Source organism: Streptomyces sp. NPDC058697 (assembly GCF_042715345.1).
GTDB lineage: Bacteria > Actinomycetota > Actinomycetes > Streptomycetales > Streptomycetaceae > Streptomyces > Streptomyces liliifuscus.
The window spans coordinates 17,645-36,118 of record NZ_JBHXSU010000028.1 but is presented as its reverse complement, the minus strand read 5'-3'; the positions used below and the strand labels follow the sequence as shown (position 1 = coordinate 36,118).

Sequence of the window (18,474 nt, the reverse complement as noted above, 5' to 3'; positions counted from 1 at the left end):
GGATCAGTGCGGCTGCCTTCGAAGGTGCTGTGCTGCGCCACCGGGCAATCGAACCACCCTGGAGCTGCCGGACAACTCTCTCCAGCGGGCGCATGGCGAGGAGCGTCACGCGACGTCCCGGTCGGCGGGCTCCTCGGAATCGGTGACGACCAGCAGTGGCCTGTCCCTGCGGGCACGGGCACGCGGAACGGACGTCAGCCGCCCCGTCAGTCTCAAGGTTCGGCGTTCGGGACGAGAGGTCGTGGCTAGAAGTCGGGGCTAGAGGCGGACCGAGATCTCCACGGCAACGTCGTCCCCTGCCGAGATGCCTTGCCCCTTGCGGACAGCGGCCTTGAGAGGCAACAGGTAATGGCCGTCCTTGGGGAAGAGCGACGTACCGAAGACGACTTCACCGATCCGTGCCTCAACCGGGATCACGCCCCAGCCGTACGAAGCCATCGCGGCCACCTCGCGAATGTCGGCGGACTCCTCGTCCGGCACCGGGACGAAGTAGTACGGCGACGGCCCACGCCATTCCAGCACCCGACCCGCGAAGGCGAACTCCACTTTGCCGGCCCCCTTTCGCACGTACGGCCAAGTCGCGCTAGGCGTACCGACCGTGCCACCACTCCTCCGCGAGAGCGACCAACAGACGCCCGCGGAGGCAGGATGCCATCCCCCTCGCAGCGGGATCCACACACTCGCGGGCAACGGCGACCTCGACTCGGCGGGACCGGCAGTCGAAAACCAGTGGCCGACAGCACCGGTCGACCCCACGCTGCAGGCCATGGAAGAACCCCACCGCAGCATCCGGGCGGTCCACACCGCATCCACGGTCACCGTCTACCAGGCGTACTCCCCGCAAATCGGCCAACGCGCGGCCAGGGAAGGTCGTTTCCCGTCGGCGTGGAAACGGGATCGGATGACGTGGGTCATCAAGCAGCGTTCACAGACCTGTGTCGCCATGTGACCCGGGCTGGTGCCCCCAGTTGTGCCCTGATCGCCGGTCAGGGACGCAGGTGGGCCAGGAGTTCTGCGCTGGCGGGGTATCCCTGCTCCTGGGGTAGCAGTCGGGCAACTGAGTCCATTTCACCGTCCCTGACGAGTGCGTGGATCTGGTTGGCGAGCGGGGTCACGTCGCTGATGGACATGATCCACTCGTCCGCGTAACGCGACGATGCCTCGCCCGAGAGCCCCAGTTGCAGCGAGCGGTACGGCAGGGGACGCAGGTGCAGATCGCGTTCGGGATCCCACTGGACACGAGCCGGTGCGCGCTTGAGCTCACGTTGCCAGGTGCCGCGATCGGGATGCAGTCCGCGAACGTAACTCGACAGGCAGGCATGGCGCAGCGCCCAGTCGAATCCGTCGCGAGTGATCTCGACGGCGAGGACTGTCTCCTGACCCTCCTTGGTGCCCCAGCCGGAGCGATACATCATCCACATGAAACTGGGCTTGATCCACGTCATACGGCCAGGCTTCCACGCGGCGGGAAAACGGCCGTCTCGGATGGCGGGCAGTCCGATCTCAGGGGAGTACGCCTGGTAGACCGTGATCGTGGACGCCGTGTGGAGCGCACGGATCCGGCCGTGTGGTTCTTCCATGGCGTACAGCGTGGGCTCGGCCAGCTCAGGTGACCACCGATTTTCGACCCGTTGCTCGATCCGACGGAGCACATCGGCCGCAGGCGGCAGGCAGTTGGCAAGGTTTGACTGGATCATCAAGCCGCTTTGACAGACCCTTGTGCGTTGCCGACGACGAAGGCTGAGGAGTGGTGACGCGCGGGCTGGCCTGCCTTGATCGCGTGGCCGATCTTGACTGGTGATCGTGGAGCTGTCGAGGAGTTGGACCACCCGGAGGTCGATGGCGCCCCTTGGACCGTCAGCACCCTCGGTAGCTGTCGCAGAGCAGGCACTAGCCTCTCGAACCATGTCCGACCTACCCGACCTTCATAGTGCGACCATCGACGCGATAGTCGATCACGTCGGCCGATCGACGCTTCCCTTCCAGCGAGCCCACCGGGAGGAACAACACGCCACGGCCTTCTGGTTCAACGATCTCGTGGAGACGACCGCCGAAGACGAGGTCATCCGCCAGTACCTCGTGACTGCCAGCGAGCCGGCGAGAGTCGAGTTGGCCGAATTCACCCTGCGTCCAGACTTGTGTACACCCGCGATGAGTGCAGAGAAGCTGATGATGATCGACTTCGCCGAGGGATGGGCCCATCTCGGTGACCTGGGAGTGGCGGTCATGCCCACCACCGGATTGCACGCGCACGGCGCTCGCAAGGGGTGGAGTTGGACGACCGACGAGATCACCGAAGGCATCGCCGCCACGGAAGAGGACATCGCCGACCTCGGTGAGCACCCGATCGCGGCCTACGTGTTGGGTCACATCATCGAGGACGGTGCCCGAGAGCAGGCTGTGGTGGTCGGCCAGGTTACGCGCACCAGCGGCGACAGCATCCGTTGGAACGGCGACCTGCCGCTGGGGTGCGCAGGGGCACCGGTGTTCATCAGCACTCGCCTCAGCGGGGAGAGTTTCAAATTGGTCTGCCTGGGGGTGACGCTGCCCGCCGACGGTCACCACACGATTGCTTCCTTCGACCGCATCCGCGCCGCCCTGAACTCCCTCGCCTCGGATGCCCCGCCAGCCTTTGGTGAGACCGCAGACCATCCTCGGCAGGTCGAGCCGAAGCGGCGCTGGTGGCAGCACCGCGGCTGATGCCGCCACCAGCGCTGTCAGAGATACGACCATGGACGACCAGCCCGAACACCTTTGGCAGAAGGGACTGTGAACGCGGCTTGACGTGGGTCATCAAGCCGCGCTCATAGCCCTTTTCCATGGCCGAAGACAGACGGACCGTCAGACGGACGGCCGCTTACGCCGAGCGTTTGCGGGCCAGGCAGGCAGCCGGTCCGCAGCTGAACGTCTCGGACTTGTCGCCTCCGAAGGCCAGTTCTTCGGACAACAACCAGTCCACATGGCAGCGGAAGCCCAAGCGGCGGAGGTGGGACGCACTATTGGCAGAGGCCAGCCGAGGGCGAGTACGTCACGTCCTCACGTTGCACCCCGACCGGCTCATGCCTCAGCTCCGCGACCTCGAAGAACCGCTACAGATCGCCGACGGTCACGACACTAGGTTGCAGGGCCAGACAAACTGTCGCGATCTCGCAGACCCCCAAGACCGGTCCTTCTTGCGTATCGAGGTGGCACACACATGCCGCTTCAGTGACGACACCTCGCGCCGACTGATTGATTCCATGATCAAACGCGTCCAGGACGAAAGGCCATACACCGGGAAGCGCCGCTAATAGACTGCAAAAGCGAAACTAAGTGCCCCGTGGCGGAGCATAGTGCCGGTTACGATCACGCGGCGGAAGGTCGGGGCTCCATTTCCAGATGGACCGACCGAAGCGGCTGCAGAGATCGCGATGGAGACGCAACCTAGTGATCCAGCGCAGTCCCTTCCTAGAAGCGTCATGCACATACAGTGGGGTGGCTACCACCAAGTGTGGGTTGAACTCATCGCCGGTAAAGCTGAGGTCCACACGCGCCAACCCTTGTACGCGAGCGCGTTGGGCAGGTGCATGATGCCGCGCGATCATGCGGAATACCCACCGGGCCACTTGCTTCGGTCGGTTGACTCGGGGTACTGCCAGCGCCTGCTGCGTCAGTTCTTCTGGGATCTCTGTGTGAGCACGCGCGTCAGAATCGTTGATCTTGAGAATCAGACTGTGGAGCCACTCAGTTCCAGACCCCATCCTTCCCGCAGTTGCTGTCTTCCTGAGTAAGTGCTCGGTAGATCCACACAGCATCAGGTCTACAGAACCTTCGCCAGGACTGTGCTCTGCCGGCAGCGAGCCGAAGAACACGAGAACGTCGTCAAGGTCCGGAAGTTCGGAGTCTTCGTGAGTCGTACCCCAGCCCATTTTGAGATCGAAGTAGATCCATTCGCCAGTACTCAGTCCAGGTACGTAGAAGTGGGATGCACTGCGCTCGATCTCTCGCCGTACCTGACGCAGCCTGTGCAGCTCCGCGTCAGTCGGGCTTCGCGAAGCTGGAGATCCAAGCTCCACTAATGCCATCTGAAGATCGACTCCCACGTTCACGGTCGGCATACGTCTTGGCGGGCACTCCGGGAAGAATGCTTCCAGCCGTCGACGGGAAAAATAGATCATGTTGTTGAGTCGCATGCCCGCCCCCACTCAAAGGTCGTCGACCATGATGCACGTGTCTGCGGGCCGCAAGTCTAAATAGGTCTACGAACACTGCTTGACGTGGATCAAGCCGTCGTTCCTGTGGATGATGTACCGGTGCGGCTGGGGCGCGAAGGCTGGGCAGGAGATCGTTCTGGCGGTCGAGATCACCCGTGAAGGGTTCGAGTGGGCGCTGCGCCGCGCGTGTCTGTCGGGCTACGTACGTGGAGTGCACCCCGACCGCGCCACCTGGCAGCGGCAGGTGAAGCAGGCCCCGGCCCGCGTCCAGTGGGACCCCGAGCGTGATCTGCGCCTGCGCCCGCTGACGTACCGTTCGCTCCAACTCGGGCTCTGTGGTGAGGCCGTGCGGCGTTACGCGGACGAGTGGACGGTCGGTATCAGCGACGTGACTCCGCTTGCCCACGACATCCACACGCTCGTCAGGAGCGGCGACCTGGACTCCGCGGCCCGGCTCCTGCCCCAGGAGCGCCCCTACCCCGCCGCCGACGAACTCCTGGCCGACCTGCGTCCCTGACCAGGCACTCACCGAGCGGCCGGCTGCCGGCCATGGGGCACATGGCAGTGCGGGCTCGCCATCACCAATGCTCCCTCGACCAGGGCGCGCCCCCTCCCGCGTGGAACGTGGCGTCGGCCGCTTCAGACAGAAACCGAACCTCACGTTCCCCTCAGCGTTTTCACCTGGATCTTGTCTGCCGCGGTGGCGCGCTGCAGGATCGGGTGACCGCGGGCGGGCATCACGATCGACTGCCCCCACTCGTCTCACCAGGGGGAACCGCGATACGAAATTCAAGAGTGGCATCGCTGCTGATTGCACCGAGCCTCGCAATGGCAGGGCTTGCTGTTGCAGTTGCGTGCGGGGCCGATCGGACGGACGTCGCGAGTGTTCCGCGGCCTGCTTCGCCCCGCGCAACAGTGCCCGCCGCATCTCCCCGCCCTGAACACCACCCGGACTCCAACTCCGTGAAATTCCCACCCGAGTTGGACGCCACCGAGACCGTCGCCGGTCGTCAGGGTGAGACCCGGGGTGGCGGCACATTCGAGTTCGGCGCGGGCGAGAAGGGTGATGCCCTGATCATCGCCGTCCGGTGCCAGGGCAAAGGGGAGATCGAGGTCTCCGTGAAGCCAGTGAACGTCGGCTTCCCGCTGGCATGCGTCGATGGCGAAGCCAGCACCACCACCGGCACAGGCATAGACATAGACATAGGCACCAGCTACAACCAGGTCCGTGTCGCTGGCGTGGAGAAGAAGGGCACCGTCTCGGTTCTGGCGCCCTCGTCGGTGCGCTGGTCCATGACGATCGGCCGCGGCGAGCCCGCAGGAGCACAAGCACCCGAGCTTGAGTCCGAGCCCGAGCCCGAGCATTCAGGCGAAACGAACTAGGGCGGCCGCACGAGCCGCTCCAACTGCGGCCTACCTGCGGCCGAGTCGGAGCACGGCCACCGGCCGTCGCCCCTCAGAGCAACCCGCCCCAGCGGGTGCCCGCGGCCACGTACCCGCCGTCATCCGCCCACCATCACCCTCCCGCCGTCACCACCTTGAGTTCGTCGAGGGATTCGCGCAGGAAGTCCGCCAGGGGGCGTTCCCCGTTGTCGCCGACCCAGCGTTCGAAGCCGACCTTGAAGACGGTTATGCCGGCCTCCGCGGTGAGGGTCGCGGCCGGGTCCTTGACGCCGCGTCGGCGGAGTGTGGCGGCGAGTGCCGCGGACAGGGACGCGAGCTTGATCAGCTCGCGCTCGCGCAGCTCCGCGTTGGCCACGATGACGGCCTGGCGCTGCCGGGAGTGCTCGTGGCGCTCCAGGAAGAACGCGGCGACGGTCTCCAGCGTCGTGGCCACCGCGTCGATCGGCGCGGCCTCGTGCGGAATGTCGGCGAGCGTGGCCACGAAGGCCTGCTCCAGCGCCTGCGACCCCCCGAAGAGCACCTCGCGCTTGTCGGCGTAGTGCCGGAAGAACGTCCGCTCGGTCAGCCCGGCGCGCTCGGCGATCTGCGCGGCGGTCGTCTGCTCGTACCCGCGCTCGCTGTAGAGATCCAGCGCCGCCTTCTCAAGCCGCCCGCGCGCGTCCGGCTCCCATCGACTCATACGCCAGATCGTACGCGATGACAGTGACTGACATCAGGTGCTACGGTTGATGTCAGTCACTGACATCGACCCGTCCGCCCCCGCCGCCGCATGTCCCGCGCACCCCTAGCTCCCCCTAGTTCCCCTTGCACGCCATGTGCACGGCGTGCCCGGTAGTCCGGGCGCCCGCGGCTGCGACGGTCGGCCCATCGACCTACCCGGAGGTTCTCCTCATGCGTGTGTTCGTCACCGGCGCGTCCGGCTGGATCGGTTCAGCCGTTGTTCCGGAGCTCATCGGCGCCGGCCACCAGGTCGTCGGGCTCGCCCGCTCGGACGCCTCGGCCGCCGCTCTCGCCGAGGCCGGCGCAGAGGTGCGCCGCGGCACGCTCGACGATCTCGACACCCTGCGCGAAGCGGCTGCCGAGTCCGACGGCGTGATCCACCTCGCCTTCAAGCACGACATCGCGTTCAGCGGCGGCTTCGAGGACGCGGCCGACGCCGATCGGCGCGCCATCGACACGTTCGGCGAGGCGCTCGCCGGATCCGACCGCCCGTTCGTCATCGCGTCCGGGACGCTCGGGCTGGCGCCGGGGCAGACCGCCACCGAGCAGGACGGTCAGGCGTCAGGACCGGTACACGGCCACTGGGCCGCCGGCCCGGTCAAGCGGCTGGGCAACGCGCACGCCACGGTCGCCCTCGCGGACCGCGGCGTCCGCTCGTCCGTCGTACGGCTTGCTCCGACCGTGCACGGCGACGGGGACCACGGCTTCATGGCCACCGTGGTGGGCATCGCCCGCGAGAAGGGCGTCTCCGGCTACATCGGCGACGGCGCCAACCGCTGGCCCGCCGTGCACCGGTCCGACGCCGCGCATCTGTTCCGCCTCGCGCTGGAGAGCGCCCCGGCCGGCTCCACGCTGCACGCGATCGCGGACGAGGGCGTGCCGATACGTGCCGTCGCCGAGGTGATCGGGCGGCACCTCGGTCTGCCCGTGGCCTCGGTCTCCCCCGACGACGCGGCCGGGCACTTCACCTGGCTGGCCGCCTTCCTCGCCCTGGACAGCCCCACCTCCAGCGCGTACACCCGCGAACTGCTGGGGTGGCAGCCGACCGGGCCCGGGCTCCTCGACGACCTCGACAAGGGCCACTACTTCGCCGCCCCGGGCGACTGACCGCCGGCACCGGCCGACCCCGCCGGCGGCCTGCGCGGCGCCCGACCCGCCGTGCACGCAAAGGGAGTTGGCCCCGGCGGACGATTTCTATACTGACCCAATGATCACCGTTCCGCTCAGCGCGCTCGAAGTGGCCATGGTGCAGACGGGTGCTCCGGCCGAGGACACGTTGCGAGACACCACCGAGTTCGCCCGACGCGTCGAAGAACTCGGTTATCTACGGCTCTGGTACGCCGAGCATCACCATTCCCCGGCCATCGGAGCGTTCCCGCCCGTCGTACTGACCGCCCACGCGGCCGCGTTGACGACGTCGATCCGTCTCGGCTCCGGGGGCGTTCTCGCTCCGAACCACGCCCCGATCATGCTGGCGGAGCAGTTCGGCACGCTGGCCGCGCTGCACGGGGGCCGGATCGACCTGGGCATCGGCCGGGGCCCGGGTACGTTCGACGACGCCACGGCGCGCGCCCTGCGCCGCGGGGCCGGTCCGACGACGGACGACGAGTACCGCGACGACGTGTCGTCGACACTGCGTCTCCTGGTGGACGAGGTCGGTCTGGACCCGCTCCCGGAGCCATGGCTGCTGTCCTCCAGCACGGCCGGTGCCGCGCTCGCCGCGGAACTCGGACTGCCGATCGCCTTCGCCCACCACATCCGTCCCGACAACACCCTGGCCGCGCTCGCCCACTACCGCGAGCACTTCTCCCCGTCCCGCTGGTGTGCGAGCCCGCGTGTGCTGGTCTGCGTGGAAACGGTGTGCGCCGGGACGGACGAGGAGGCGGCCCGGCTCGTCGGCCCGATGGATGTCATCAAGGCCGGACTCCTCAAGGGACAGGGCGGCTTCCCCTTCCCCACGCCCGAAGAGGCGGCGGCCCACTCGTTCCCCGCGGACGAGGCCCAGCTCCTGGCGGGCTTCCGCGCCCACCAGGCCCAGGGCTCGCCGCAGACCGTCGCGAAGCAGCTGACGGACCTGGTGGACCTGACCGGAGCGGACGAACTCATGCTCGTAACGCCCGTCTATGCACTGGCCGACCGGCTGCGGTCGTACGAACTCGTCAAGCAGCACGTCATGACGCCGACGACGACGCCTACGACGACGGCCTAGCCCAGGCTCGGCCCAGGCCTGGCCAGGCCAGGCCAGGCCCCGCGATGGTGGGCGTTCGTCAAGGACGCCGGTCGTCAAGGACGTCCACCGCCCACCCCGTCGCCTGGGGCAGGAAGACGTGCTCGGCCGCGTACGCCGCCATGCGGGCGTTCCTCGCCCGGGCCTCGGGGCCGTCGGGGAGGTGGAACTCGTCGCCCGCCCGGGCGGAGTTGGCCTGCATGTCCGTGGCGGTGGTCAGGCGCCGGCGTACGTACCGGTCGAGCGCGTCTGGCACATCGGCCGGGGTCGCACCCGTGAGGGCGTCGCCGAGTACGGCAGCGTCCATGATCGCCTGCGCCGCGCCCTGGGCCTGGAACGGCACCATCGCGTGGGCGCTGTCGCCCAGCAGGGTCACCCGGCCGATGTTCCACCGCGCGAGCGGCACCCGCGTATGGATGTCGTAGCGGAACACCTGCCCCGCGCGTTCGAGGACGTCGATCACCCGGGAGTCCCAGCCGTCGAACTCGCGCAGCTGCTCGCCCGGTTCCGCCCGGGCGGTCCACGACTCCGTCGCCGCCTCGGCCTCGGCATCGGCCTCGGCCTCGGCCTCCGCCGTGACGACGGCCACGACGGCCACGACGTTGAGCAGTTCCCCACGACGTACCCAGTAGTGGACGAAGTGCCGGCCAGGACCGAGCCAGAGGCCGAGGTCGGGCAGGTCCAGATCGGCCACCTCGCCGGCCGGGAGCAGCGCCCGGTAGGCGGCGGTCCCGGAGAAGACCGCGTCGTCCGCGCCGAAGAGCCACTGGCGGGCGGCCGACCGTATCCCGTCGGCGGCCACGACCAGGTCCGCGCGCAGGCGTTCGCCGCTCGCCGTGGTCACGGAGGCGGACCGGTCGTCCTGATCGATGCCCACGACTGTGGTGTTCAGGCGCACCGACGAGGGCGGCACCGCGGCGGCCAGGGCCTGATGCAGATCGGCCCGGTGGAGCAGCAGGTAGGGCGCCCCGAACGTGTCCTCGGCCTCCCGCCCCAGCGCGTAACGGCAGATCTCGGACCCGTCGGACCAGGTGCGGAAGCTCACGTGGGAGGGGCGGGCGGCCTGGGCGGCGACCTCGTCGAGGAGGTCCAGGCGGCGCAGCAGACGCGTGGCGTTGGGCGCGAGCTGGATCCCGGCACCGATCTCGGTGAACCGCGCCGCCTGCTCGACGAGCGTGACCTCATGACCGGCCCGGCGCAGGCTCACCGTCGCCGCCAGTCCCCCGATACCCGCTCCCACGACGACCGCTCGCATGCCACGCCCCCATGACGACCGCTCAACCGCCACGACCTCACATCAATGCTTCGGCACATCGATGCATCGGCACTTCGGCACGATCGCGCACCCAGGTACCCGGCCATCGGCCCGGGCAGGCTATCGAACACAACTCCACGGCTGTACGGGGCATTTCGGCCCAAGTTGTGGCCCTACACTCGTCGCCCGTGACAGGTACGGCGGTACCGGAGCGGATCAGGCAGGCGGTCGCCGCGCTGGATGTGCGGGCCGGCGACCGGCTGTTGGAGATCGGCTGTGGCGGCGGGGTCGCCGTCGAACTGGTCTGTCCGCTGCTGACCACGGGCACGATCACGGCCGTCGACCGTTCCGCGACGGCCACGGCACGTGCCGTACGGCGCAACGCGGACCCGATCGCGGACGGACGTGCCACGATCGCCACGGCCGCCTTCACCGAGTCCGGCCTGACGACCGCGGGCCTCGCCGACCGGCGGTTCGACAAGATCTTCGCGATCAACGTGAACCTGTTCTGGACCGGCCCCGCCCATGCCGAACTGGCCCTCGCGGCAGGCCTCTTGGCTCCGCGCGGCGCCCTGTACGCCTTCTACCAGCCGCCGGGCGAGCGACTGGACGAACGCCAGGACCAGCGGCAGGGCGAGCGGCAGGGCGAGCGACTGGACGAACTCGCCGCGAAAGTCACCGGTGAGTTCGAAGCGGGCGGCTTCGCCGCGGAGGTGCTACGCCTGTCGGCACCGGTCGTGGGCATCGTTGGCCGCCCCTGAACAGCCCGCCCACCGAACCGCGGCCCCGCCCCCGCCGTGCCACGCCACGCCACGCCACGCCACAGGCTCGCCACAACCGCGGCACAGACCCGGCCCAACACGCTCACTCGGCCCACCTCCGCGCGCCCCGCCAACTACGCTGCTCCTCGATTCAACTACCAGGCCGCGACGCGTTGTTGGAGCGGCGAGGCCGATCCCCGGGGTGCAGCTTTCATGAAGAACCTTCAGCCTTCGGATCCGTCGTCCATCGGCGGCTACCCGATACTGAGCCGGCTCGGAGCGGGAGGCATGGGGCAGGTGTTCCTGTCCCGTACGCCGTCCGGGCGTCTGCTGGCGCTGAAGACGATCCGTGAGGATCTCAGCAGTGATCCGGGGTTCGAGGAGCGGTTCGCGCGCGAGATACGCAACAGCGACCGGGTGCGCTCGCCGTGGACCGTGACCGTCGTGGACTACAGCCCGCCGGGCCAGCGTCCGCAGTGGCTGGCCACGGAGTACGTACCGGCGCCTTCGCTCGACGAATGGGTCGCGCGCCACGGCCCGCTCCCTGAGGCCGCGGTCCTCTCGCTCGCCGCCGAACTGTGCGGCGCGCTGCAGTCGGTGCACCAGGCCGACCTCACGCACCGGGACGTGAAGCCGGGCAACGTCCTGCTGGCACGCGACCGCCCGCGGCTGATCGACTTCGGCATCGCACGGGCCGCCGACGACCCCCGGCACACCCAGGTCGGCGGAGTCCTCGGTTCGCCCGGCTTTCTCGCGCCGGACCAGGCCGTCGGTGGCGTGCCGGCCGAGCCCGCCGACGTGTTCTCGCTGGCGGCGGTCCTGGTGTACGCCGCCACCGGCCACGGCCCGTTCACGCGCCCGCAGGAGAACAACGTGGCCATGGCCGCCCTGGTCTACCGGGCCGTCCACGAGGCGCCCGACCTCCAGGGCGTTCCGCCGGCCCTGGTCCCCGTACTCGCCTCATGTCTGGCCAAGTCCCCGGCCGACCGTCCCACCGCGGCCGAACTGGGCAAACGCCTGGAGCAGCTCGGCGCCCGCACCGGCAACTGGCCGGACGTCCGCCCTCCGGCCCTCGCCACGGAACTGACGGCGCACGAGCAGCCGACGCACACCCTCGTCGACCCACGGCCCGACCTCCCACCCGACCTGCGGCACCACCAGCAGACCCAGCCCGTTATGGCTCCCGGTCTCGGCCCCGGTCCCGGGCACCCGACCGCCGGGCAGACGCAGGACAGCACCGTCCTGGCCGCCGCCCCCGGCGCACCCGAGAGACGCCGGCGCCCCCTCTGGCTGGTCGTCGCCGTCACCGCGGCGGCCGCCGTCGCCGTGGCCGCCGTCTCGGTCGCCGCGTACGCCGGTATGCGCGGCTCCGGTTCCGGTTCCGATGCCTCGGACGACTCCTCCGGCGGCGCGAAGCCACGGCCCTCGGCGTCGGCCACGAAACCGGCGAGCCCGGCGAACCCGGCGATCCCGGTACGCAGGGTTCTCCAAGCCGTGTACGACCTGGGCGTCGGAGAGTCCGTACGGACCGCCAAGACGAAACTGGTCATGCAGCGGGACGGCAACCTCGTGATCACCGACAAGCAGGACCGCCCCCTCTGGGCCGCCATGACGTCCGGCGCCGGCAACACCGCCCGCTTCCAGGACGACGGCAACCTGGTCGTCCACAACAGTGCCGGGCGACCCATATGGGCCTCACAGACGTTCGGCCACCCCGGAGCGGTCCTGGTCCTCCAGGCCGACGGCAACGTCGTGATCAAGGCCGGCGACGCGGTGCTGTGGGCGGCGAAGACCGTCCACTAGGCGACAGCCACCGGCCAGCCTGCCCCGCAGGCCGAGCCGCCACCGATGTCGCCTACCCCTGACCCCCACTCCCGTAGGGCCGCGTAAGAATCTCCAGGTTGTGGCCGTTCGGGTCGTCGAAGTACGTGCCGCGGCCACCGTCGTTGGTGTTGATCTCGCCGACGTGGTGGTGGAAGGGGTCCGCCCAGTAGGTCAGACCCGCGTCCCTGACGCGGGCGAAGATCGTGTCGAAGTCGTCCTCCGAGACCAGGAACGCGTAGTGCTGGGGCGGGATGGGCCCGTTCACGTCCATGTAGTCGAGGGTCACGCCGTTGGGGATCTGGACCGGGATGAACGGTCCGTACTGCGGGCTCACCTCCAGGCCCAGGATGTCAGCGAGGAACCGGGCCGAGGTCTTCTTGTCATGGGCGGCGACGATCGTGTGGTTCAGCTCGACGGTCATCGTGCGTACCTCCTTGGCTCGTTGCTCTTCTTCGTTCCTGGCGCGTTGCTCGCCATCGGCGACCTTTTCCTACCTGTTTCACGTATCTCTTCCAGGTATCTCTTCCACGCTAGGTGCCCGTGTGACGGGTGCGCAGCCCCGGAAGTGGCCACTCCGGAAAGCGGGATAAGGTAAGCCTTGCCTTATGGATCGAAAAATCGGAGAGAGTCGTGCGCACATCGGGATTGAGAGCCGTCCTGGCCGTGTCCGTGGTCGGCGGGCTGATGGCCGGATGCGCGTCGTCGGAGAGCGGCAAGAGCAGTGAGGGCGGCGGCAAGAGCGCCCGCAATCCCGTCGCCGGCGCCTCCGAGGGCCCCTCCGCCGCCCCCAGCGCCCTCGCCGACGGCATGGGTACGAAGGCGGCCGAGGGCGAGTTCCCGCGTACCGTCAGCCACTTCAAGGGCAAGACGGAGATCGGGGCCGCGCCGAAGCGGATAGCCGTGCTCAGCACCGGGCAGCTCGACGACCTGCTCACCCTGGGAGTCGTACCGGCCGCCACCACCCGCGCCGACAACGCCGGACTCGTACCCGGCTACCTCGCCGACGCCTTCCCCCAGTACAAGAAGCAGCTCGCGAAGATGACCGACGCGGGGACCCGGGCCGCGCCCAACCTCGAAACGCTGGCCACCGCCAAGCCCGACCTCATCCTCGCCAACGACTCGCTCGGCGACCTCTACTCCAAGCTGTCGAAGATCGCCCCGACCGTGATCACCGCGGGCAACGGCATCAACTGGAAGCGGGATCTGCTGCTCGTCGGCGACGCCGTCGGCAAGGGCGAGCAGGCGCAAAAGCTCCTCGACGAGCACGCGGACGAGGCCGCCGCGGCGGGCACGAAGGTCGAGGGGAAGAACACCGCCGTGTCCATGCTGCGGTTCACGCCCGACCGGACCCGGATGTTCGGTGTCTCCTCCTTCACCGGGTCGATCGCCGTCGACATGGGGCTCGGACGGCCCAAGTCCCAGCAGTTCAAGGCCATTTCGGAGGACATCGGCGCCGAGAGCATCGATGTCGCGGACGGCGACTGGATCTTCTACTCCGTGCAGGGTGCGCAGGACAAGACCGACGCCGGCAGCGTCCTCGCCGGGCCGCTCTGGAAGTCGATGAAGGCCGTCGAGGCCGGGCACGCCGTCAAGGTCGACGACGACCCGTGGTACCTCAACGCGGGCCCCACCGCTGCCGACCTGGTCGTGAAGCAGCTCACCGAGTCACTCGCCAAGTAGGTTCGCGAGCACGTGACCACGCGCACCGCGACCGTACGCACCTCCTGGCTGGTGGTCGCCCTTCTCCTCACGCTCGTCGCGGTGGCCCTCAGCCTCGCCGTCGGCACCCGGCAGGTGCCGCTGTCCGCCGTGGTCGACGCGCTGCTGCACGGCGGCGGCTCACGGGACGCCCTGGTCGTACGGTCGCTGCGGCTGCCCCGAACCGCAATCGGGCTCACCGCGGGGGCCGCGCTCGGGGTCGCGGGGGCGGCGTTGCAGGCCGTCACCCGCAATCCGCTGGCCGATCCGGGGATCCTCGGGCTGAGCCAGGGGGCCGCGGCGGGGGTCGTGTTCGCGATCACCGGCGGACTCGCCAACGGCTTCGGCGGCTACGTCTGGTTCGCCTTCGTGGGCGCGGTCGTCGCCGCCTGTCTGGTGTACGCCGTCGCCTCGCGCGGCCGGGGCGGCGCCTCGCCGGTCAAGCTCGCGCTCGCCGGGACCGCGCTGTCCGCGATGGTCGGCGGGGCCACCACCGTGGTCCTGACGTGGAGTTCGGCGACGCTGGACCAGTTCAGGTTCTGGCAGGTGGGCGCGCTCAGCGGACGCGACGCGGGGACGGTCGGGCAGATGCTGCCCTTCCTCGTCGCGGGCGCGCTGCTGGTGCTCGGCTGCGCCCGCGGCCTGGACGCGCTCGCCCTCGGCGACGACACCGCGCGCGCCCTGGGCCACAAGGTCCAGCTCGTGCGGGTCTGCGCGGCACTCGGCGCGACCGTCCTGACGGCCGCCGCGGTGGCCGCCGCCGGACCGATCGCCTTCATCGGCCTCGCCGTACCGCACCTGGCCCGCCGCCTCGTCGCGGGCGGCCACCGCTGGACCCTGCCGCTCTCCGCGCTGCTCGGCGCGGCCCTGCTGCTCGCGGCGGACGTCGCGGGACGGGTGGTCCGCGCACCCGCGGAGGTACCGGCCGGGGTGATGACGGCACTCGTGGGCGTGCCGGTCCTGGTCGTTCTCGTACGCCGGAAGGGAGCGGCTTCATGACGACGGCATCCCCGCGCCCGTCCGAGCGGCCGACACCCCCAAGGACACCCCCAAGGCCGAACCCGGACCCCACCTACCCCCGCTCGGCAGGCCTCTCGGTCCTCCGCCGCCGCTCCTTCTCGCTGCTCCTGCACCGCCGCTCGGCGGCCGTGGTCGCCGTACTGCTGCTTCTCCTGGCCGGCGTCATGGCACTCTCGGCGTGCGTCGGGCAGACGTACGTGTCGCCGGGCGAGGTCTGGCGGGTGCTGCGCGGCCACGGCGGCCCGTACGACCTGATCGTCGGGGAGCTGCGGGTCCCGCGGATCGTGCTCGGCGCGCTGGTCGGCGCCGCGTACGGGCTCTCCGGGGCCCTCGTGCAGACGGTGACCCGCAACCCGCTGGCCAGCCCGGACGTCATCGGCGTCGGCCACGGGGCGGCCGCCGCCACGGTCCTGGCGCTCGCCACGGGGACGGTCGCCTCCCCCGGCGCGCTCCCGGCGGTCTCCGTCGCGGGCGGGCTCGGGGCCGCGGCACTCGTGTACGTCCTGGCCTGGCGGCACGGCATGCAGCCCAGCCGGTTCGTGCTGACCGGGGTCGGTATCGGGGTGGCCCTCTCGGCGGTCGTCCAGCTGTACCTCGCGGAGAGCGAGCTGGCCGCCGCCGAGCAGGTCAAGCTGTGGCTGACCGGCAGCCTCAACGGCCGCGGCTGGGAGCAGGCGGTACCCCTGGCCTGGATCCTCCTCCTCGCCCTCCCCGCCCTGGTGTGGGCGAACCGGGCCCTGCGCCCGCTCGGCCTGGACCCCGACACGGCCTCCGCCCTGGGCGTCCGCGTACACCGGACCCAGCTCGCCCTGACGGTCCTGGGCGTGATCCTCGCCGCAACGGCCACAGGAGCGGCGGGCCCGATCGGCTTCGTAGCCCTCACGGCCCCCCAACTGGCCCGCCGCCTGACCCGCACCCCCCAACTCCCACTGGCGGCCTCGGCGTTGACGGGATCGATGATCCTGGTAGCGGCCGACCTGACAGCCCGCACGCTGATACCCCCACTGGAAATCCCAGTGGGGGCACTGACGGCGCTGGTGGGGGGCCCGTACTTGCTGTGGCTCCTGGCGGGCAGCCCTAAAGGACAGGGGCGAAGCCCCATCCTTTAGGGGCGCGGGGAACTGCGCGACAAGCCACAACGAACCCGCAGCCGAATAAGCGCACCCCAGTGGGAACTAGATCGTCGCGACGTCGATCACGAACCGGTACCGCACATCACTGTTCAGCACCCGCTCATACGCCTCGTTGATCTCACCCGCACTGATCAGCTCGATCTCCGCCCCGAACCCGTGCTCGGCACAGAAGTCCAGCATCTCCTGGGTCTCCTGAATGCCACCGATCCCGGACCCCGCAAGGGTCTTACGGCCACCGATCACCGAGAAGAGGTTCAGGGAGACCGGCTCCTCGGGCGCGCCCACGTTCACGAAGGCGCCGTCCGTCTTGAGGAGGGAGAGGAAGACGTCCAGGTCCAGCGGGGCGGACACGGTGGACAGGATCAGGTCGAAGGAACCGCGCAGTTCCTGGAAGGTCTTCGGGTCGCTGGTCGCGTAGTAGTGGTCGGCGCCCAGCTTCAGCCCGTCGTCCTTCTTGCGCAGGGACTGCGAGAGAACGGTCACCTCGGCACCGAGGGCGTGCGCGATCTTGACGCCCATGTGGCCGAGACCGCCCATGCCGAGGACGGCGACCTTCTTGCCGGGACCGGCGTTCCAGTGCTTGAGCGGGGAGTACGTGGTGATGCCGGCGCACAGCAGCGGCGCGGCCTCGTCGAGGGCCAGGCCCTCGGGGATACGGACGGTGAAGGCCTCGTCGACGACGATGTGGGTCGAGTAGCCGCCGTAGGTGGGCTCGCCGTCCTTGCCGATGGCGTTGTACGTGCCGACGTTGCCCCGGGTGCAGTACTGCTCCAGGCCCGCCTCGCAGTTCTCGCACTCGCGGCAGGAGTCGACCATGCAGCCGACGCCCACGCGGTCACCGGCGGCGAACTTGGTGACGCCCGCGCCGACCTCGGTGACGATGCCGGCGATCTCGTGGCCGGGGACCATCGGGAAGATGGCCTCGCCCCAGCCCTCGCGGGCCTGGTGGATGTCGGAGTGACAGATGCCGGCGAACTTGATCTCGATCAGAACGTCGTGCTCGCCGACCGGGCGACGCTCGATGGTCGTGCGCTCCAGCGGAGCCTTTGCGGCGGGAGCGGCGTATGCGGCGACAGTGGTCATGCCGGGGGTTCTCCTAAGGAGGGGTTCTGCGCCCGGCCTGCCTTCCGGCCGGGCACGGCCTCCAGCCTGCTCCTGATCACGGCGGTCACCCAGACCACGGCTTTGCGTACGTTCGCTGGTCCTACTACTGATGGTGGCAGGTTCGTATGCGTACGACCGTGAATACTGGACGTATGGAAGAACAGCCCTCTCAGGAGTCCGCGGGGCGGTCGGGACAGGCGGGACAAGCGGGGCCGGGGTCGGGGCGCCCGCTGGACCGGCGTGCCGAGCTCAGCGAGTTCCTGCGCACGCGCCGGGCCCGGCTGAAGCCGGAGGACGTGGGGCTGCCGGACTTCGGGCGGCATCGCCGGGTGCCCGGGCTGCGCCGCGAGGAGCTGGCGCAGCTGGCCGGGGTGTCCGTGGCGTACTACACACGGCTTGAGCAGGGCAACGGGCGGAACGTGTCCGCGGAGGTGCTCGACTCGATCGCGCGCGCTCTGCGGCTGACGGGGGCCGAGCACGCGCATCTCACGCATCTGGCGAAGCCGAAGCAGCACAAGAAGAAGCCGTCGGTCCGGCCGCAGCAGGTGCGGGTCGCTCTGCGGGAGCTGATCGACACGTTCGACGGGGTGCCCGCGTATGTCGTGGGGCGGCGGTCGGAGATCCTCGTCTGGAACCGGATGGCCGCGGCCGTTTTCGGGGACTGGGCGGAGGTGCCGCCGCAGGAGCGGAACTGGGCGCGGATGGTGTTTCTCAAGCCCGAGTATCGCGAGCTGTTCGTGGAGTGGGAGCAGAAGGCTTCCGACATGGTGAGTTTTCTGCGGATGGACGCGGGGTGCCACCCCGACGATCCGCGCCTGTCCGCCCTGGTCGGCGAGCTCTCCGTGAAGAGCGAGGAGTTCCGGCGGCTGTGGGCGAACCACGACGTCAAGGAAAAAAGCCATGGCGTCAAGCGGCTGCACCACCCCCTCGTCGGCGAGCTGACCCTCTCCTTCGAGTCCTTCCGCCTCGTCGACGACGACGAACAGTCAATGATCACCTACCACGCCGAACCGGGCTCCCCCTCCGCCGAAGCCCTCCGCCTCCTGGCCAGCTGGGGCACGGACGCGACCCGCGCGGGCACGGCATCGCCGCAGGCGTAGGTTTTTCGCCCCCGCCGCCCCTACCCATTCCCGTC

Annotated in this window: 18 protein-coding genes and 1 pseudogene; 12 read left to right on the top strand and 7 right to left on the bottom strand. The window is 69.4% G+C overall.

All coding sequences use genetic code 11. The features are described from left to right. Positions 1 to 258 precede the first annotated feature (258 nt). Entirely contained in the window at positions 259 to 546 is a 288-nt protein-coding gene (locus tag ACFWXQ_RS39690) for a DUF1905 domain-containing protein (protein ID WP_383940664.1), read from the bottom strand. 220 nt (positions 547 to 766) lie between these two features. Here ACFWXQ_RS39690 and ACFWXQ_RS39685 point away from each other — a divergent pair. Then, positions 767 to 913 (top strand): annotated as a pseudogene (locus tag ACFWXQ_RS39685) (DUF4291 family protein); the annotation flags it as partial. A gap of 73 nt (positions 914 to 986) precedes the next feature. On the opposite strand, the gene ACFWXQ_RS39680 reads toward ACFWXQ_RS39685, so the two are convergent. After that, positions 987 to 1,580 (bottom strand): DUF4291 domain-containing protein, encoded by a 594-nt coding sequence (locus ACFWXQ_RS39680; protein WP_383940661.1) that lies wholly within the window; start codon positions 1,578 to 1,580, stop codon positions 987 to 989. Positions 1,581 to 1,905: 325 nt separating this feature from the next. Here ACFWXQ_RS39680 and ACFWXQ_RS39675 point away from each other — a divergent pair, with 325 nt between their 5' ends. After that, complete coding sequence (locus ACFWXQ_RS39675) at positions 1,906 to 2,700, top strand: hypothetical protein (protein ID WP_383940658.1); 795 nt, start codon at positions 1,906 to 1,908, stop codon at positions 2,698 to 2,700. 608 nt (positions 2,701 to 3,308) lie between these two features. Here ACFWXQ_RS39675 and ACFWXQ_RS39670 read toward each other — a convergent pair. Then, positions 3,309 to 4,157, bottom strand: a complete 849-nt coding sequence (locus ACFWXQ_RS39670; protein WP_383940727.1) for an SAVMC3_10250 family protein — start codon at positions 4,155 to 4,157, stop codon at positions 3,309 to 3,311. A 94-nt stretch (positions 4,158 to 4,251) separates the two neighbouring features. Here ACFWXQ_RS39670 and ACFWXQ_RS39665 point away from each other — a divergent pair, with 94 nt between their 5' ends. Both ACFWXQ_RS39665 and ACFWXQ_RS39660 read left to right on the top strand, forming a co-directional pair. Further along, positions 4,252 to 4,710 (top strand): DUF4291 domain-containing protein, encoded by a 459-nt coding sequence (locus ACFWXQ_RS39665; protein WP_383940655.1) that lies wholly within the window; start codon positions 4,252 to 4,254, stop codon positions 4,708 to 4,710. A 464-nt stretch (positions 4,711 to 5,174) separates the two neighbouring features. After that, entirely contained in the window at positions 5,175 to 5,576 is a 402-nt protein-coding gene (locus ACFWXQ_RS39660) for a hypothetical protein (RefSeq protein WP_383940653.1), read from the top strand. A 133-nt stretch (positions 5,577 to 5,709) separates the two neighbouring features. Here the strand turns inward: ACFWXQ_RS39660 and ACFWXQ_RS39655 are convergent, their stop codons facing one another. Next, a complete protein-coding gene (locus ACFWXQ_RS39655) occupies positions 5,710 to 6,276 on the bottom strand; it encodes a TetR/AcrR family transcriptional regulator (RefSeq protein WP_383940650.1) in 567 nt (188 codons plus the stop codon). 212 nt (positions 6,277 to 6,488) lie between these two features. Here ACFWXQ_RS39655 and ACFWXQ_RS39650 point away from each other — a divergent pair, with 212 nt between their 5' ends. Both ACFWXQ_RS39650 and ACFWXQ_RS39645 read left to right on the top strand, forming a co-directional pair. After that, positions 6,489 to 7,424 carry an SDR family oxidoreductase gene (locus ACFWXQ_RS39650; protein ID WP_383940647.1) on the top strand — a complete coding sequence of 312 codons (936 nt, stop codon included), beginning with the start codon at positions 6,489 to 6,491 and terminating at the stop codon, positions 7,422 to 7,424. 100 nt (positions 7,425 to 7,524) lie between these two features. Next, positions 7,525 to 8,526 carry an LLM class flavin-dependent oxidoreductase gene (locus ACFWXQ_RS39645; RefSeq protein ID WP_383940645.1) on the top strand — a complete coding sequence of 334 codons (1,002 nt, stop codon included), beginning with the start codon at positions 7,525 to 7,527 and terminating at the stop codon, positions 8,524 to 8,526. A gap of 58 nt (positions 8,527 to 8,584) precedes the next feature. Here ACFWXQ_RS39645 and ACFWXQ_RS39640 read toward each other — a convergent pair whose 3' ends face one another. Then, positions 8,585 to 9,799, bottom strand: coding sequence for an FAD-dependent monooxygenase (locus ACFWXQ_RS39640; protein ID WP_383940642.1), 1,215 nt, complete (start codon positions 9,797 to 9,799; stop codon positions 8,585 to 8,587). A gap of 188 nt (positions 9,800 to 9,987) precedes the next feature. Here ACFWXQ_RS39640 and ACFWXQ_RS39635 point away from each other — a divergent pair, with 188 nt between their 5' ends. Both ACFWXQ_RS39635 and ACFWXQ_RS39630 read left to right on the top strand, forming a co-directional pair. After that, complete coding sequence (locus ACFWXQ_RS39635; RefSeq protein WP_383940639.1) at positions 9,988 to 10,560, top strand: SAM-dependent methyltransferase; 573 nt, start codon at positions 9,988 to 9,990, stop codon at positions 10,558 to 10,560. Positions 10,561 to 10,773: 213 nt separating this feature from the next. Continuing rightward, the gene (locus tag ACFWXQ_RS39630; RefSeq protein ID WP_383940636.1) at positions 10,774 to 12,363 is read left to right on the top strand and encodes a protein kinase; all 1,590 of its coding nucleotides are present in this window, start codon (positions 10,774 to 10,776) and stop codon (positions 12,361 to 12,363) included. Between the two features lie 52 nt (positions 12,364 to 12,415). Here the strand turns inward: ACFWXQ_RS39630 and ACFWXQ_RS39625 are convergent, their stop codons facing one another. Then, positions 12,416 to 12,805 carry a VOC family protein gene (locus ACFWXQ_RS39625; RefSeq protein ID WP_383940634.1) on the bottom strand — a complete coding sequence of 130 codons (390 nt, stop codon included), beginning with the start codon at positions 12,803 to 12,805 and terminating at the stop codon, positions 12,416 to 12,418. Positions 12,806 to 13,014: 209 nt separating this feature from the next. Here ACFWXQ_RS39625 and ACFWXQ_RS39620 point away from each other — a divergent pair, with 209 nt between their 5' ends. The 3 genes from ACFWXQ_RS39620 to ACFWXQ_RS39610 are packed head-to-tail and all read left to right on the top strand — an operon-like array spanning position 13,015 to position 16,211. Beyond that, positions 13,015 to 14,064, top strand: coding sequence for an ABC transporter substrate-binding protein (locus ACFWXQ_RS39620; protein WP_383940631.1), 1,050 nt, complete (start codon positions 13,015 to 13,017; stop codon positions 14,062 to 14,064). Positions 14,065 to 14,112: 48 nt separating this feature from the next. Further along, a complete protein-coding gene (locus ACFWXQ_RS39615; RefSeq protein ID WP_383940723.1) occupies positions 14,113 to 15,081 on the top strand; it encodes a FecCD family ABC transporter permease in 969 nt (322 codons plus the stop codon). Next, entirely contained in the window at positions 15,078 to 16,211 is a 1,134-nt protein-coding gene (locus tag ACFWXQ_RS39610) for a FecCD family ABC transporter permease (protein WP_383940629.1), read from the top strand. Before ACFWXQ_RS39615 ends, ACFWXQ_RS39610 begins: the two co-directional genes overlap by 4 nt. Before the next feature lie 66 nt (positions 16,212 to 16,277). On the opposite strand, the gene ACFWXQ_RS39605 is transcribed toward ACFWXQ_RS39610, so the two are convergent. Then, positions 16,278 to 17,318 (bottom strand): NAD(P)-dependent alcohol dehydrogenase, encoded by a 1,041-nt coding sequence (locus ACFWXQ_RS39605; protein WP_383940627.1) that lies wholly within the window; start codon positions 17,316 to 17,318, stop codon positions 16,278 to 16,280. A gap of 173 nt (positions 17,319 to 17,491) precedes the next feature. Here ACFWXQ_RS39605 and ACFWXQ_RS39600 point away from each other — a divergent pair, with 173 nt between their 5' ends. Then, positions 17,492 to 18,439 (top strand): helix-turn-helix transcriptional regulator, encoded by a 948-nt coding sequence (locus tag ACFWXQ_RS39600; RefSeq protein WP_383940624.1) that lies wholly within the window; start codon positions 17,492 to 17,494, stop codon positions 18,437 to 18,439. Positions 18,440 to 18,474 lie beyond the last annotated feature (35 nt).

Coding starts and splice junctions, on each gene's coding strand:
- ACFWXQ_RS39640 (WP_383940642.1), bottom strand. CDS start 9,799: ATGCGAGCGGTCGTCGTGGGAGCGGGTATCGGGGGACTGGCGGCGACG.
- ACFWXQ_RS39625 (WP_383940634.1), bottom strand. CDS start 12,805: ATGACCGTCGAGCTGAACCACACGATCGTCGCCGCCCATGACAAGAAG.
- ACFWXQ_RS39600 (WP_383940624.1), top strand. CDS start 17,492: ATGGAAGAACAGCCCTCTCAGGAGTCCGCGGGGCGGTCGGGACAGGCG.
- ACFWXQ_RS39610 (WP_383940629.1), top strand. CDS start 15,078: ATGACGACGGCATCCCCGCGCCCGTCCGAGCGGCCGACACCCCCAAGG.
- ACFWXQ_RS39650 (WP_383940647.1), top strand. CDS start 6,489: ATGCGTGTGTTCGTCACCGGCGCGTCCGGCTGGATCGGTTCAGCCGTT.
- ACFWXQ_RS39675 (WP_383940658.1), top strand. CDS start 1,906: ATGTCCGACCTACCCGACCTTCATAGTGCGACCATCGACGCGATAGTC.
- ACFWXQ_RS39605 (WP_383940627.1), bottom strand. CDS start 17,318: ATGACCACTGTCGCCGCATACGCCGCTCCCGCCGCAAAGGCTCCGCTG.
- ACFWXQ_RS39630 (WP_383940636.1), top strand. CDS start 10,774: ATGAAGAACCTTCAGCCTTCGGATCCGTCGTCCATCGGCGGCTACCCG.
- ACFWXQ_RS39645 (WP_383940645.1), top strand. CDS start 7,525: ATGATCACCGTTCCGCTCAGCGCGCTCGAAGTGGCCATGGTGCAGACG.
- ACFWXQ_RS39655 (WP_383940650.1), bottom strand. CDS start 6,276: ATGAGTCGATGGGAGCCGGACGCGCGCGGGCGGCTTGAGAAGGCGGCG.
- ACFWXQ_RS39670 (WP_383940727.1), bottom strand. CDS start 4,157: ATGATCTATTTTTCCCGTCGACGGCTGGAAGCATTCTTCCCGGAGTGC.
- ACFWXQ_RS39680 (WP_383940661.1), bottom strand. CDS start 1,580: ATGGAAGAACCACACGGCCGGATCCGTGCGCTCCACACGGCGTCCACG.